At 37.3% G+C, this 15553-nt stretch carries 10 protein-coding genes and 1 tRNA gene; 3 read left to right on the top strand and 8 right to left on the bottom strand.

Going from position 1 to position 15553, the window contains the following annotated elements; genetic code table 11:
• Positions 1-147 precede the first annotated feature (147 nt).
• On the top strand, positions 148-3312 hold the full coding sequence (locus DQN24_RS01255; protein WP_111695274.1) for a TonB-dependent hemoglobin/transferrin/lactoferrin family receptor: 3165 nt from the start codon (positions 148-150) through the stop codon (positions 3310-3312).
• A gap of 57 nt (positions 3313-3369) precedes the next feature.
• On the opposite strand, the gene DQN24_RS01250 is transcribed toward DQN24_RS01255, so the two are convergent.
• From DQN24_RS01250 to selA, 5 genes are all read right to left on the bottom strand, one after another.
• On the bottom strand, positions 3370-3678 hold the full coding sequence (locus DQN24_RS01250) for a YafQ family addiction module toxin (protein ID WP_050948779.1): 309 nt from the start codon (positions 3676-3678) through the stop codon (positions 3370-3372).
• Complete coding sequence (locus tag DQN24_RS01245) at positions 3678-3974, bottom strand: type II toxin-antitoxin system RelB/DinJ family antitoxin (RefSeq protein ID WP_005692346.1); 297 nt, start codon at positions 3972-3974, stop codon at positions 3678-3680. Before DQN24_RS01245 ends, DQN24_RS01250 begins: the two co-directional genes overlap by 1 nt.
• 119 nt (positions 3975-4093) lie before the next feature.
• A complete protein-coding gene (locus tag DQN24_RS01240) occupies positions 4094-4948 on the bottom strand; it encodes a DUF3298 domain-containing protein (RefSeq protein WP_050951468.1) in 855 nt (284 codons plus the stop codon).
• Between the two features lie 18 nt (positions 4949-4966).
• Positions 4967-6826 (bottom strand): selenocysteine-specific translation elongation factor, encoded by a 1860-nt coding sequence (selB, locus tag DQN24_RS01235; protein WP_111695273.1) that lies wholly within the window; start codon positions 6824-6826, stop codon positions 4967-4969.
• Entirely contained in the window at positions 6823-8208 is a 1386-nt protein-coding gene (gene selA, locus DQN24_RS01230; protein WP_111695272.1) for an L-seryl-tRNA(Sec) selenium transferase, read from the bottom strand. The genes selB and selA overlap by 4 nt, the downstream gene beginning before the upstream one ends.
• Positions 8209-8278: 70 nt before the next feature.
• Here selA and DQN24_RS01225 point away from each other — a divergent pair.
• Both DQN24_RS01225 and DQN24_RS01220 read left to right on the top strand, forming a co-directional pair.
• Positions 8279-8373: transfer RNA gene (locus DQN24_RS01225), tRNA-Sec, on the top strand.
• Between the two features lie 245 nt (positions 8374-8618).
• A complete protein-coding gene (locus tag DQN24_RS01220; RefSeq protein WP_005687868.1) occupies positions 8619-9707 on the top strand; it encodes an ATP-binding protein in 1089 nt (362 codons plus the stop codon).
• 388 nt (positions 9708-10095) lie between these two features.
• Here DQN24_RS01220 and mutS read toward each other — a convergent pair whose 3' ends face one another.
• From mutS to tnaA, 3 genes are all read right to left on the bottom strand, one after another.
• Positions 10096-12681: a DNA mismatch repair protein MutS gene (gene mutS / locus DQN24_RS01215; protein WP_111695271.1), complete on the bottom strand. Its 2586-nt coding sequence runs from the start codon at positions 12679-12681 to the stop codon at positions 10096-10098.
• A gap of 134 nt (positions 12682-12815) precedes the next feature.
• Positions 12816-14051 carry an aromatic amino acid transporter gene (locus DQN24_RS01210; protein WP_038439561.1) on the bottom strand — a complete coding sequence of 412 codons (1236 nt, stop codon included), beginning with the start codon at positions 14049-14051 and terminating at the stop codon, positions 12816-12818.
• Between the two features lie 83 nt (positions 14052-14134).
• Positions 14135-15553: a tryptophanase gene (gene tnaA, locus DQN24_RS01205; protein WP_111695270.1), complete on the bottom strand. Its 1419-nt coding sequence runs from the start codon at positions 15551-15553 to the stop codon at positions 14135-14137.

Raw genomic sequence — 15553 nt, 5'->3', positions numbered from 1 at the left:
AAAAGTGCGGTCAAAAATGATTTTCTTTTCTGCTCATACAAAGCAATTCGGATTTTGTACTTATTATACTTTTTTTTGATATTGATTAAATAAATTCAATTATTTAATATGTATAATAATTATTATCATTAAAAAATAAGGAAACCTATGACCAACTTTAAATTCAGCCTGCTTGCTTGCTCTATTGCATTTGCATTAAATGCAAGCACAGTCTATGCAGCCCAACCAACCAACCAACCAACCAACCAACCAACCAACCAAAATAGTAATGTTTCTGAACAACTAGAACAAATTAATGTTTCAGGAAGCACAGAAACAATTAATGTGAAAGAGAAAAAAGTCGGGGAAACCCAAATTTCTGCCAAAAAATTAGCGAAACAGCAGGCGTCTGATTCTCGTGATCTCGTTCGCTATGAAACAGGTATTACGGTGGTTGAAACAGGTAGAACGGGCGCAAGTGGTTATGCAGTTCGAGGGGTTGATGAAAACCGTGTAGGTATTATGGTTGATGGGCTTCGTCAAGCTGAAACCTTAAGCTCTCAAGGATTTAAAGAGTTATTTGAAGGCTATGGCAATTTTAATAATACTCGTAATAGCATTGAAATTGAAAATGTTAAAACAGCAACTATTACCAAAGGTGCTGACTCCTTAAAATCTGGTAGTGGTGCATTGGGTGGCTCTGTTATATTTGAAACTAAAGATGCTCGAGATTATCTGCTAGATAAAGATTATTATCTTTCCTATAAACGTGGTTATCAAACAATGAATAATCAAAACCTTAAGACACTTACATTAGCAGGACGTTCTAAAAAATTTGATATTTTAGTCGTTGATACAAAACGTGATGGGCACGAAATAGAAAACTACGATTATAAAATTTATCCCAATAAACAGGCGGATTTAAGTGCGGTTGGTCCTACCCGTGAAAAAGCTGATCCTTATCAAATTACCCGCCAAAGCACATTAATAAAACTGGGCTTTCAGCCTAATGAAAACCATCGCTTGAGCGTAGCATTAGATGATTCTACTTTAGAAACTAAAGGAATGGATTTGTCTTATGTTTTTAGGCCATGCAAGGTTACATCATGCGCGGAAACACACGGTGAGCGTATTATTAACGATCAATCTAAAAGAAAAAATATCCAATTTAGTTATGAAAATTTCAGTCAAACCCCTTTTTGGGATCATATTAAACTAAGTTATTCCTCACAAAAAATTACCAATAAAGCACGTTCTGATGAATATTGTCATCAATCCACTTGTCCTGGTGTACTTAATCCGCAAGGGCTAAATTTAGTAGAAGAAGGTGGAGTTTATAAAATTAAGGATAAATATGGAGATGAACTTAAAAGCGAAGAAAGTGGCTGGTCTCGTAAATTTAAGAATAGTAAGGATGAAGATGCTGATAATGATATTTCAGAAGGCGGTTCACTTGATTCTGTTTTAATTAATTGCGAAAAATTAAATTGTGAAGGGAAAAAATTTAGAATTTATCAAGAAAAAGATGGAGAGTGGGATGACCAATATAAGTATGAAGACCGAGAGATTAAAATTAAAACTTTCAATGGTAAAAAATATGGGGAAATTGAACTAAAAAAAGGGAAAAAAGAATTTCTAGGTGAATTACAAAAAGAAATAGCTCGTTTTCTCTTTCCAAAAAGCCATGGCTACAGTACAGACTTCGTCAATGATCGTGATTTAAACACTAACACCCAACAAATTAAACTTGATTTAGATAAAGAATTTAGCCTTTGGCATACCCAACACAGTTTAAAATATGGTGGTTTTTATGAAAAAACACTAAAAAGTATGGTGAATCATCAATACAACACTGCAGCCAATGTGCAATGGTGGGCTGACTACTTTTTCTGTGCTAGAGCAGATGGTGGAAAGCTTGGCGTGGAGAAAAAACCACAACCTAATATCAGCGTAGCTGGTTGTGCCAATGGTACACCAATTCATTCCGATAAAGGCAAAGAGACCTATTTAATCCCTGTTACCACTAAAAATAATGTGTTGTATTTTGGAGATAATGTGCAACTTACCTCTTGGCTAGGGCTAGATTTAAATTATCGCTATGACCACGTAAAATATTTACCTAGTTATGACGAAAAAATCCCCGTTCCTAATGGATTAATTGCTGGGCTATTTAAGAAATTTCGCCAAAACGACTATGTTTATGGTAATAAAAATTCGACGCCTAAAGGATATGAAAATTGCACTTACACCACACCTTGTTATCAACAAAATTTTAAAGACAATCTTGCCCTGTTATTACGCAAAACTGACTATAAACATCATTCTTACAATTTAGGGTTAAATCTTGATCCCACAGATTGGCTTCGTGTACAGCTTAAATACGCCAATGGTTTTCGTGCGCCAACCTCTGATGAAATTTATATGACATTTAAACATCCGCAATTTTCCATTCAGCCTAACACGGATTTAAAAGCTGAAACCTCTAAAACAAAAGAAGTCGCGTTCACTTTTTATAAAAATAGCAGTTATATTACGTTAAATGCATTCCAAAACGATTACCGTAATTTTATTGACTTAGTAGAAGTAGGCGAACGTCCTATTGAAGAAGGCTCTGCAATAAAATATCCGTTCCATCAAAACCAAAATCGAGATCGAGCAAGAGTCAGAGGTATCGAAATTGCTTCACGTCTTGAAATGGGTGATTTGTTTGAAAAACTACAAGGTTTCCATTTAGGCTATAAATTTACCTATCAAAAAGGCAGAATTAAAGACAATGGATTACATCCAAAATATAAAGAATTTTTGGAATTGAATAGAGATACACATCCAGAATACGAAGCCATTGCTCGTAAACCTCAACCAATGAATGCCTTACAACCAACCACATCGGTATACAATATTGGCTATGATGCACCAAGCCAAAAATGGGGCGTGGATATGTATATCACTAATGTTGCAGCCAAAAAAGCAAAAGATAGCTTTAATTCTCAATGGACGAGTATGGTCGAACGAAAAGAAAAGCAATATACCGACATAACAGATATAAAAGCATCAACAGCAAACGGCAAAGAAGTAAAAGATTCTCGCGGATTATGGCGTAATAATCGCTATACAGTGATCGATACGATTGCCTATTGGAAACCAATTAAAAATCTTACATTTACCGCTGGTGTATATAATTTAACCAATAAAAAATATCTCACTTGGGACTCTGCCCGTTCTATTCGTCATATCGGCACGATTAACCGAGTAAAAACAGAAACAGGTAAAGGCTTAAACCGCTTCTACGCACCTGGCAGAAATTACAGAATGTCTGTTCAGTTTGAATTTTAATCCTATGTAAAAAATAATCCGCACATTTTACGTGCGGATTATTGTTTAAGATTACTTCTATTTTAAAGCGGTTTGTGAGTGTGTATTTAAACGAGAAAATTTCAATTCATCAAATTCATCGCGTATAACGTATTGGTAAATCAGTACCAAATCGCCTTGAATATGGCAATCTCGATAACCTTTCCACTCTCCTACTAATGCGTGATCTTGGTAGTTTTCGGGTAAAGGTAAACGATTTAATAAACAGTATATTGCAGTAATGTATTTTGAGCCAATTAACACATTGGGGGAGCGTTTAGCTAAATCAGTTAAATCTCTTACAAATTGTTTTGAATAGCTTACTTTTAATGGCTTCTCTTCTGACATTATTGACCACCATTAAGAATGCGTTTTGTAAATTCTTCGGCAGAATAATTTTCACTAGCTTCAATAAAAAAGCTCTCTGCGTTACCACTATCTAATTCATCAATAGCTGCTAAGGTTTCTTTATTTGGGCGAAGATAATTCAAATCAATAGGGATAGAGCGAGTCTTGGCAATTTGAGCCAAAAACATATTGAATACTTGTGATGGGGTAAGTCCATATTGTTCAATAACTTGATAAGCTTCTGATTTTGTTTGCTCAACTGTTCTAAAGCTGATAGAGGAATTCGTAAGTGCCATAATTTTTCTCCCTAGTATTACATTGAAAGACTATTATAATAAAAATGAAGTGCAAAATCTATAGTCTCTCATTTTTAATGTAATTAGGGATTTTGATTGCTATTCAAAAGTTAAAGGATTTAAATATCATTACCCTGTCTAAATTCTGGTTTAAATAATTCTTCTAGTTGCCCAAAATGGAGCATTAAATCTTGCTCTCCTGCTGCGTAAGGGGCAATTTCATAAACATCATAAATAAAATGTACACCTTTTGAATCTAAGTAAATATTGTTCGATAAATTAAAACTATCGGCTTCAATAATAGGTTCATATTCCTTATTGCTATTATTATATTGTTCCCATAAAAGCGTTTTTACTTTCGGTAAATCTTTTTCATTAAATAAATCATTTAATGTCAAAATATGGCGTGTAGTTAGATCAATTGTGAAATAGCGATTACCTTCAATACCGTGCGCACCGCCTTCATAGTCATAAAAACTAATCGCAAAGGTTGCAAGTTTTTCTTTTTGCCCGATAAAATTTGTCCATATAGAATGAGAAATTCCAAAAGATGGTGTTTCTTTCGCCTCTTTTTTGTCTTCCTCAAAAGCGGTTTGATAACGTGCTACAAATTGTTCGCGAGAAATATTTTTCGTTTCTTCATTTTCAGTCAATTTTTTCCACAATAGATCATTAAGCCAATCAATATTGGTTTTTATTGTTGAAATTGAATACTCAATTTTGGTTTCTTCAGGCTGGTAATCTTCTTTCGATTTAGGATGTTTAATAATTTCAGATTGATTAAATATTTCATCATTTTCCACAAAAATTGCTGGGACTGTTTTTTCTATTTGCTCTTTTAATTTGGTATTTTCAGCACTAAGTTGTGCTACTGTTTGATTTAGTTGTTTTATTTTTGCTTCAGTATCTTTATCTTGGCAGCCTGTGAGTAAGATGACAGAACTAATTAATGCAGCAACGAGCGTTTTTTTCATACTTTTTTCCTTTTTAAATCATAAATCAAAAACATTCTTATCGCGTAGAATATGGCTATTGCCTTTGCGACGTAAAAATCCCATTCGGTCGAAATATTCCATCAGTTGAACGGTAAGTTTGCGTCCGAAATTCAATTTATCACGTACTTCATTTACGGAAACTTTTCCTTGTTCTTGTGCGATTTGTTTGATGAGTCTCGCATAAGCATAGATGGTTTCAGTTAAGAAAAATCTATCTTTCACGATTGGCGTGAGGTAACCCAATTTCCCAGCTTTATACATAAAATTACGCATAATTGATTCATCAATAGCGAGAGCATTTGCCATATCACGTACCCAAATGGCTTGACCTTGGGCTTTTTCAAATTCATCGAGTACACTTGACCAATATTTTTGTTCTTCTTGGCTAAATTGGATTTTATGTTCGGGTAAGTGAAGCCAACCTCGAGTTTGCTGTAATCTTCCCTCTTCTAACATTTCATCAATAAAATGATTGATCAAGTTTTCAGGCTGGTTTAAGGCAGTCATTCGATATAATCTGGCTTTGCTTACTCCAAGTTGATCATTATGTTGCTCGTGATAAGTATTAAGTGCGGTTAAAATTTGCTGTGTTTTTTCTTGTATGTAATTAGTATTAAAACACCAATCTTGATAACGTACGGCGTCTCGCTCGACGAGTGCTTTATCTAATTGCAAGGAAGTCAGTTGTTCCGTCCACATTAATTGGCGTGCTGTTGTCGCATTATGTAGAAGGGTAAGTGCAATACGTTGCGAAGCGTTCTCTGCCAATGCTAAATTTGCTAGGGAATTTAACCGCACTTCAGTGCGTTTATGACGTTTTGGCGAGTTTATTTCCAATACTCGTGAGCCGGCAATTAAGGTTTTTGTATCGCCACTGCGTAAAATAAGTTTGTCTCCAAAAGTCAAGAATAATGGCGAATCTAATATGATTTCAGCTAAAGTGCGGTCATTTTTTGCGGCATTTTTTCCCTGTAATAAGGTGAGCTTACCCGTAGTGCGACTTGCGCCGTGATAAATATGCACAGGTTGGCTTTCATTTAATGGTACTTCAGCCAAAATTTGTACACTAATGCGATCTGTTGGTGGAAGAGGCTCATTCTGCAATAACCAATCGCCTCGTTTCATTGGCGTGCGGTCTAAATCAGCATTTAAATTTAACGCTAAACGTTGCCCCGCAATACCTTGTTCGCTTGATGTATTTTGTGCGTGAATCGCTTTTACACGAACTTTCTGTCCAGTGGAAAGGTAAAGTTCATCGTTTACTTTCACTGTTCCTGAAAAGGCTGTGCCTGTCACGACGGTACCTGCCCCTTTTACGTTGAATACTCGGTCTATTGCGTATCGAAAAGGTTTCTGGGTATCAGCTAATTCAGATAGATTAGCTAAGTAATGACGTAATTCATTAATTCCTTGTCCCGTTTCTGCTGAGGTAACGAAGTAATTAGCACCACGTAAAAAACTATAATTTTGTTTAATTTCTTGGATTAACGATTCTATTTGCTCTAGATTTGTACGATCTGCTTTTGTGATGACAACAATAATTTCGTGGAATTGAAGTTGGCGTAAGATTGCTAAATGTTCTTTTGTTTGCGCTGCAACGCCTTCATCGGCAGCGACAATTAACATTGCATAATGCACACCCCCTAAGCCTGCCTGCATATTTGATAAGAATTTTTCGTGTCCCGGTACATCAATAAAGCCAAGCACTTTGTTTTCTAACGGCAGATAGGCATACCCTAAATCAATGGTCATGCCGCGTTTTTTTTCTTCTGGTAAATGGGCGGTGCTTTTGCCAGTTAATGCTTTTAATAATGCTGTTTTGCCGTGATCAACGTGACCTGAAGTAACAATAATCATAGTTCATCCAATGTATTTAATAATGTTTCAATATCCGCAAGGCTACGTAAATCTAGCCAAATTTTTCCGTTTTCCATTCGCCCAATAATAGGTTGAGAAAGTTGTTTAAAACGAGCTAAAAGTGCGGAAAGTTTTACGTTTGTTTTTTCTGCAATAGTGACAGCCACAGAAGGGATTCTTTCCATTGGTTGTGAGCCACTACCGATTTGTGCTTGGCTAGCTTCAATTTGAATCTCAAATTGTGAATTTAAACGAGATTCTAACCGCTCTTTGAGACGCATAGCATTTATTTTGAGTTGTTCTAATGGTTGCGTGAGTAATCGCAAAGTTGGTAATTTTTCAGTTAATTTTTCAGGATTTAAATATAAACGTAATGTGGCTTCTAAGCCTGCTAAAATGACTTTATCGCAACGTAATGCACGCTTGAGTGGATGTGCTTGTAATTGTTCGATCCATTCTTTTTTACCCACAATAATGCCTGCTTGCACACCGCCAAGCAATTTATCGCCAGAGAAAGAGACCAAATCTACACCTTGGGCGACTTTTTCTTGCACGGTCGGTTCTTTTGGCAAGCCATATTGGCTTAAATCTATCAATGCACTGCTGCCTAAATCAGTTACTACGGGTACATTCATTTCTCGCCCTAGTTCTGATAGTTCTTCTTCTGAAACTGAAGAGGTAAAACCACAAATTTGATAATTGCTGCTATGCACTTTCATTAAAAAAGCCGTATTTTCAGTGATAGCATTACGATAATCTTTCGGGTGAGTACGATTAGTGGTGCCCACTTCCACTAAATGGCATCCAGCTTGTTCCATAATATCTGGAATACGAAATGCACCGCCGATTTCAATTAATTCGCCACGAGAAATAATTACTTCTTTACCTTGAGCAAAGGTTGCCAGCATTAACAACACCGCAGCGGCGTTGTTATTCACTATACAGGCTGCTTCAGCACCAGTGAGTTTGCATAATAATTCACTGATGTAATTATCGCGATGACTACGTTTACCTTCATCTAAATCATATTCAAGCGAAACATTTTTTTGCATCGCAGAAAGGGCTGCCTGTTGTGCTGCTTCAGACCAAAGCGCCCGCCCAAGATTTGTGTGTAACACCGTACCAGTCAGATTATGCACCGCTTTGATTTGTACTTGGTTTTGTTTTTGTAGGCGAGAATGAATTTCTACAAAAGTGCGGTCAAAATTAGAAAAATATTCAGGAAGTTGATTATTTTTTTGAATAAATTGACGAGCTTGCGTTAATAATTCTCGACACGTTGCCACGACAGCAGTGTGACCAAATTCGGTAATGAGTTGTGAGCCTTGAGATGTTTTGAGAATTTTATCAACGGAAGGGAGTTGTTGAAAAAGTGCGGTCATTTTTGAATCCGTTTAAAATAACGTTGAACTGCCGATTAATTTACGCTAAAGTAACTGCAATTTCAACCACGGAGGGGCGTCATCTCCGGTGAGGTGGCAGGATTTCAAATCCTGTTGGGGACGCCAGCGTTCTTGGGTGGGTTCAACTCCCATTCCCCTCCGCCAATCCATATAAACCTACATAAATCCACGTAAACAATCCACCAGAAAAACCCAGTGTACACACCTCTTTATCATTGCGTATGGTGGATAAAGCATCGCAAGCCTTTTAATTTCTAACTACTAGCGATAATCATCTTTCATCATGATCACACGACAGCCAACAGAAACAGAATAAAGGCTTATACATTTTTATACATTAAAAGTATAATTATACAAAGAGAGTATAAAACAATATAAAGAGGCTAAAAATGACACAGGCAGATCCCCTTTATTTCCCCCGTTCTGAATTAGCAGAACGATTACTATCAAGCCTAAAAGATGGAATATTACACGCCATAACCCTTTTTGCACCCCGCAGAATGGGGAAAACCCAATTTTTACTTAATGACGTAAAGCCGAAAGCAGAGAAATTAGGGTTTAATGTGTTCTATTTTAGTTTTATGGATAGGACTAGTAACGAGTTGAGCAATGTTTTTACACGTGAGCTAATACACTTTCTTGATGTGGTGGACGGCAAAACCAATAACTTGTTTGATAAACTAAAAGCCATTGACTTAATGGGCGTAAGCGTTGAATTACAAGATAAAAATCAAACTAAACTTGATGAACTAAGCCTTGTTCAGATTATTAATGCCATTACAGAATCTAGCGATAAACCCGTTTTAATGTTACTTGATGAAGTTCAAGAACTGGCAAGAGTGAGCCATACTATAGGGCTAATCCGTTCATTGCGTACTGGTTTAGATATAAATCAACAAAAGATAAAAGTGATTTTCACAGGAAGTAGCACAAATGGATTGCGGGCAATGTTTAATGACAACAAAGCACCGTTTTTTCATTTTGCACATCCTTTATATTTTCCAAATTTAGGCAAAGATTTTACGGATTTTCTAGCCGATATTTATCACAGCAGAACAGGGCAAGAAATCGACAAGAATCAATTTTATGAACTCTTTGAACGATTTAATTTTACCCCTCTTTATATGCGTTCAATTGCTCAAGATATGATTATCAACCCTAATCTATCACTTAAGCAAGCATCAGAATATAGGATTACTCAAATGAGTGAATTAGGCGACAGCGTGAAGATATGGCAAGAATTAAGCTCAATAGAACGGGAAATATTAAAGAGCGTTGTAAATGGCGAAAATGCACTATATAGCAAAGAAAAACGCGCCTATTTTGCTAAAGCGTTAGGGATAGAAGATATTAGCTCAAGCACAATACAAGGGAAAGTGAGAAAGCTAGAAAGAAAAGAGCTTATTACACGTAACGCAAACGGCACAATAAAAATAAACAGCCCATATTTTCAAACGTGGATTAAGGAAAACAGCTAAGGCAAATATCAAACAATAAAGTGCGGTCAAATTGATCGCATTTTTCTTTTTTTCTGGTGGCTTTAAGATGTTTAAAGTTTGATTTTGGACACTATCAAATCATCATTTAGGAGTGCTTTCAAACTTGATTAAAAAACAATCAAAAATCAACAAAAAAATTTTTTAGTACTATATTTTGTACCATAATTTTAATGCTAAAAAATAATATCCTTATTTTTCATAAAGTTACAACTCAAATTCAACTCCCATTCCCTACGCCAATCCATATAAACCTGCATAAATCCACGTAAACAATCCACCAGCAAAACCCAGTGTACACACCTCTTTATCATTGCGTATGGTGGATAAAGCACCGTAAGCCTTTGAACTTATCGCTGGGATATAATATTTACCCCACCATTTTCTTTAACTGATACAAATATGCCAATGCTTGTTTAGGGCTTAAATCATCAGGATCAAGTTTTTCGATTGCCTCTCTTAGTGCATCCGTTTCTTGTTCAAACAATAATTCGCCCTGATTGTGATTGGCTTCACGCAATGCTTGAATTTGTTGATCGGCTGAATGGCTTGAGTTTTTTTCTAATTGTGTCAATTTCTGTTTTGCCAGTTTAATAACAGATTGTGGCACGCCAGCCAAAGCCGCTACTGCCAAACCATAACTTTTACTTGCGGCACCATCTTGTACGGCGTGCATAAAGGCGATGCTGTTGTTATGCTCAAGGGCATCTAAATGAATATTGACTATGCCTTCGAGCTGTTCTGGCAATGCGGTTAATTCAAAATAATGGGTGGCAAATAATGTAAGCGAGCGGATTTTTTGGGCTAACCATTCTGCACAAGCCCAAGCTAAGGATAAGCCATCATAAGTGGATGTGCCACGACCAATTTCATCAATAAGCACGAGACTTTGCTCAGTAGCTTGATGAAGAATATTTGCCATTTCGGTCATTTCCACCATAAAGGTTGAACGCCCCGAGGCTAAATCATCGGAAGCACCAATTCGAGTAAAAATACGATCAATCGGCCCAATTCGCGCACTGTCTGCCGGCACAAAGCTGCCGATATACGCAAGCAATGTAATTAATGCGGTTTGACGCATATAAGTACTTTTACCACCCATATTTGGCCCGGTAATAACTAACAAATGACGGTTGTGATTTAACTCCACAGGGTTGGCGATGAAAGGATCTTTCAATACTTGTTCCACAACAGGATGGCGACCATTTTCAATTTTCACACTCACTTCATCACAGAATGTTGGCATAACGTAATTGAGGGTATTTGCGCGCTCGGCAAGATTGACCAATACATCCAATTCAGAAAGTGCAAGGCTAGCCAGCTGTAACGCACCTAAGTGCGGTAATAATAAATCAAATAATTCATCGTAAAGTTGCTTTTCTAATGCTAACGCCGCACCTTTCGATTTCAGTACTTTGTCTTCATATTCTTTGAGCTCAGGAATAATGTAACGCTCTGCATTTTTCAGGGTTTGGCGACGTACATAATGAATGGGTGCTTTATGCGCTTGGCCTTGGCTAATTTGAATGTAATAACCATGCACTGCATTAAAACCGATTTTTAAGGTGTCAATGCCAGTGTTTTCACGTTCTCTTTTTTCAAGATTTTCCAAATATTGCGTTGCACCATCAGACAGCATACGCCATTCATCTAACTCGGTATTGTAACCTTCAGCAATCACGCCGCCATCCCGAATTAAAAGCGGAGGCGTTTCAATCAATGCACGTTGCAATAAATCCCATTGCTCACTGAAATCGGCAATTTGGCTGAAAAGTGCGGTTAAAAATGGCGGTGTTTTTTGTTGAACAATCGTGCGTAATGCAGGAATTTGTTCTAAGGCTGTGCGTAAGCGAGTGAGATCGCGAGGGCGAGCAGAACGCAGAGCCACACGCGCTAAAATACGTTCCATATCGCCGACTAATTGCAAATAAGGTTGGAGTTCATCGACTAAATCAAAATTCAGAATTTCCGCAATCGCTTGTTGGCGTTGTTTTAATTTTTCCACATCACGAATAGGCTGATGAATCCAACGTTTCAGCAAACGACTGCCCATTGGCGTAACGCATTTATCCAAGACAGAGGCTAACGTATTTTCTGTGCCACCCGAAAGATTTTGCGTCAATTCAAGATTTCTGCGCGTGGCGGCATCTAACTGAATGCAGTCTTGATTTTGAATTAAGCTAATGCTTTGAATATGGGGTAATGCAGTACGTTGTGTTTCTTTTGCATATTGCAATAAACAACCTGCCGCACTTAAGCCGAGAGGGGATTTTTCTACACCAAAGGCGCGTAAATCTTTTGTGCCAAATTGACGATTTAATAACGTAATGGCAGTGCTAAGTTCAAATTCCCAAATCGGGCGACGGCGTAATCCTTTGCAATGTTCAATCGCAGCCATTTCGTTAAATTCTTCACAATACAGCAATTCCACAGGTGCAATACGTTGAAATTCCGCACGCAATGTTTCTTTATCTGCAGGTTCACAAAGCTGAAAACGCCCAGAAGTCATATCTAAAGTGGCTAATCCAAATTTTTCTTTTTCTTGATATACCGCAGCAATCAGATTGTCTTGGCGTTCTGGCAACAGTGCTTCATCACTGACCGTACCGGGCGTAACAATTCGCACAATTTGACGTTCTACAGGACCTTTGCTTGTAGATGGATCACCAATCTGTTCACAAATCGCCACAGATTCGCCTAACTGCACTAATTTTGCTAAATAACCTTCCACCGCGTGATAAGGCATTCCTGCCATTGGAATGGGCTGTCCTGCAGATTGCCCTCGTTTCGTCAAAGAAATATCCAACAATGCCGCCGCTTTTTTCGCATCGTCATAAAACAACTCGTAAAAATCCCCCATACGATAAAACAACAAAATATCTGGATTCTCTGCTTTGAGTTTTAGATATTGTTGCATCATTGGCGTGTGCTGTTGGAAATTTTCTTCGGAAATCATCTAATTACCTGCTTTGAAACTGAATAAAGATAGGTTTTGTGGCGGCTATTTTAGGTGCCGAAAGGGGAAAAAGCTAGATAAAAAAAGTGCGGTAAAAATTTATTGAGATTTTTTACCGCACTTTCAGTTGATATTTATCCTTTAAAGACAGGCAAATAGTCAAACATTGCTAGAAAATGGAAAATAGCCACAAAAACACCAAATAATACAATGAAGATTATTAAGCCATTTCCACCAAAAACTCGGAATGTTGTTGCTGCTGCATTTATTTTGCGAGATTTATAAGCAAGAAGTGCTGGAATTATGCAAGTCCAAATTGTCGCTACTGCACCGGCATATCCAATGGCTTTTAAGAAACCCAATGGAAATAAAATTGACATAATTAGTGGAGGTAGGAAAGTCACAGCCCATGACTTTGTTCGTCCAATTTTGCTATTATCAAATTTGAAGAAATCAGCGAGATAATCGAATACGCCTAATCCTACGCCAATAAAAGATGACAAAATTGCGGCGATAGAAAAGGCATTAATCATTTGTTTAACCGTGTTAGATTCTATTACTCTACCTAAAGCGTTAAGTAATATATCTAGATTGCCATCACTAGCTATTACAGGTGCAAATTGATTGCGAGGCAAATTTCCGAAAATTGAAAAAATCCAAAGTAAATAAAGAGTAAGAGCAATGGCTGTTCCACCTGAAATGGCATATTTAGCTTTTTTCTCGTCTCCATAATAGGCTCGCATAGTACAAACAGAATGATGGTAACCAAAAGATGTTAATGCAACAGGAAACATCCCTACCGCATATTTTGCATAGTTTGTATCTTTTCCACCAATATCTAATAAAGTATCTAAACTAATATTAGTTGCTAATCCATAAGTACTAAAAATAAAAGTAAACCCCATGAATACAATCAATAAAACAGATATTCTGTCTACAATGCGAGTGGAATGCCAAACAAAGAAGGAAAAGACTAATACAAATACAGTGGAGCAAATTGCCAATGTAGATGAACCAAAATCAATCCACGGTTTAATAAGGTTTTCTAGTATACCTCCAGATGCAGTGGTATAAGCATAAAGTAAAATACCCCCGACAAAATACACCGCAAGATTATTAATAGAATTGATAGTTGAACCGAGCATATCTTTAGTTACGGTACTAAATGATGCTCTTAAATCATAAGTAGAATAGGCCTCAAGTAATAACCAGCCTGATAATGTCATGATTATCATCGTTAAGCAAATTGCTAATGCTGACCATATTGTCCAAGCTCCAGCACCAGATGTTGGTAAACCAAGCATTCCTGCCCCAACACAAACACTAGCAATAATACAGGCACCACCAAAAATGGAAGGTTGTTTTTTCATAGAACATCCTTATCAATAACAAATTATTGAGTTAGCTGTTGATAAAAAAATGCAGTTCAAAATGAACTGCATTTTTCGTGATATTATTCAACTTCTTTTAAACGTGCCGTAAAGTGGCGGAGAACTTTTGGTTCATAAGTAAAGGTTAAACCCTTAATATTCTCCGCATTTTCTTTCACTTTTTGGAACGCCTCAATAATGAAATCCATATGAGTTTGCGTATAAGTTGCACGTGGTACAGTTAAGCGTAAAAGCTCTGCTGGACATGGTAGTTGTTTACCCGTCTTCGGATCTCGCCCTAATAAAAATGAGCCAATTTCTACCGCTCTTATACCTGCAACTTTATAAAGTTCGCAAGAAAGTGCTTGTGCTGGGAATTGGTCGGCTGGAATATGTGGTAATAATTTACCCGCATCTACGAACGCCGCGTGGCCACCTGGTTGTTGGCAAAGCACACCAATTTTTTCTAAGCCTGCAACCAAATATTCAATTTGCGCGATACGATAAGCCAGCCATTCTTGGCGCATACCATCATGCAAGCCAACAGCTAAGCGTTCCATTGCCCCCCCTTCTAAACCCCCATAAGTAGGGAACCCTTCTTGCACAACACAAAGCGTTCTACATTCGTGATAGACTTCCTCCATTGATTTATCTTTAAACGCTAAAATACCTCCCATTGGCACCATAGCATCTTTTTTGGCGGACATCGCTAAACCATCAGCATAGCGATAGCTTTCGTAAGTAATTTGTTCAATAGTCCAGTCTTTATAAGCTTCTTCACGTTGTTGAACAAAATAGGCGTTTTCTGCAAAACGAGCTGAATCCATGATGACTGGAATATCGTATTTACGCGCAATTTCATACATGCCTTTTAAGTTTGCAATAGAAACTGGCTGACCACCCGCAGAGTTACAAGTAATTGTACATACAATGTAAGGTACATTATGTGCTCCCGCCTCTTGAATGCCTTTTTCTAATTTTTCTAAATCGAAATTACCCTTAAATGGATGTTTTGCTGTTGTATCAAATGCCTCTTTGATATAAACATTGCGAACCGTTGCCCCATTAATTTGGCTATGTCCTTGTGTGGTATCAAAGAAATAGTTAGAGAAAACCACCATTTTGCTGCGATCTAAACCTTTCTCACGTTTACGTTTAGCAATCAATACTGGAATATAAATTTGTTCAGCACCGCGGCCTTGATGAGTAGGAATTGTATATTCATAACCAAAAATATCTTTCACTGCTTTAGCTAACGCATAATAACTGCGACTGCCACTATAGGCTTCATCGCCACGTAACATTGCAGCTTGCATATCTTGTGTAACGGCACCAGTACCGCTATCTGTAAGTAAGTCAATGAAAATATCTTCACTATCCAATAAAAATGGATTCATGCCTGATTTTAAGATCGCTTGCTCACGATACTCACGAGTAGTTCTTTTTACTGGTTCAATAACACGAATGCGGAAAGGTTCAGGTAAATGTTTAAAATTTTCCAT

It is taken from the genome of Haemophilus influenzae, from assembly GCF_900475755.1.
GTDB lineage: Bacteria > Pseudomonadota > Gammaproteobacteria > Enterobacterales > Pasteurellaceae > Haemophilus > Haemophilus influenzae_D.
This window is presented reverse-complemented; position numbering and strand designations above follow the sequence as displayed.

Bases quoted from the DNA above. Each gene is read 5' to 3' on its own strand.
- DQN24_RS01255 (WP_111695274.1), top strand. From the start codon at position 148: ATGACCAACTTTAAATTCAGCCTGCTTGCTTGCTCTATTGCATTTGCA.
- DQN24_RS01250 (WP_050948779.1), bottom strand. From the start codon at position 3,678: ATGTCAGAAGAGAAGCCATTAAAAGTAAGCTATTCAAAACAATTTGTA.
- DQN24_RS01245 (WP_005692346.1), bottom strand. From the start codon at position 3,974: ATGGCACTTACGAATTCCTCTATCAGCTTTAGAACAGTTGAGCAAACA.
- DQN24_RS01240 (WP_050951468.1), bottom strand. From the start codon at position 4,948: ATGAAAAAAACGCTCGTTGCTGCATTAATTAGTTCTGTCATCTTACTC.
- selB (WP_111695273.1), bottom strand. From the start codon at position 6,826: ATGATTATTGTTACTTCAGGTCACGTTGATCACGGCAAAACAGCATTA.
- selA (WP_111695272.1), bottom strand. From the start codon at position 8,208: ATGACCGCACTTTTTCAACAACTCCCTTCCGTTGATAAAATTCTCAAA.
- DQN24_RS01220 (WP_005687868.1), top strand. From the start codon at position 8,619: ATGACACAGGCAGATCCCCTTTATTTCCCCCGTTCTGAATTAGCAGAA.
- mutS (WP_111695271.1), bottom strand. From the start codon at position 12,681: ATGATTTCCGAAGAAAATTTCCAACAGCACACGCCAATGATGCAACAA.
- DQN24_RS01210 (WP_038439561.1), bottom strand. From the start codon at position 14,051: ATGAAAAAACAACCTTCCATTTTTGGTGGTGCCTGTATTATTGCTAGT.
- tnaA (WP_111695270.1), bottom strand. From the start codon at position 15,553: ATGGAAAATTTTAAACATTTACCTGAACCTTTCCGCATTCGTGTTATT.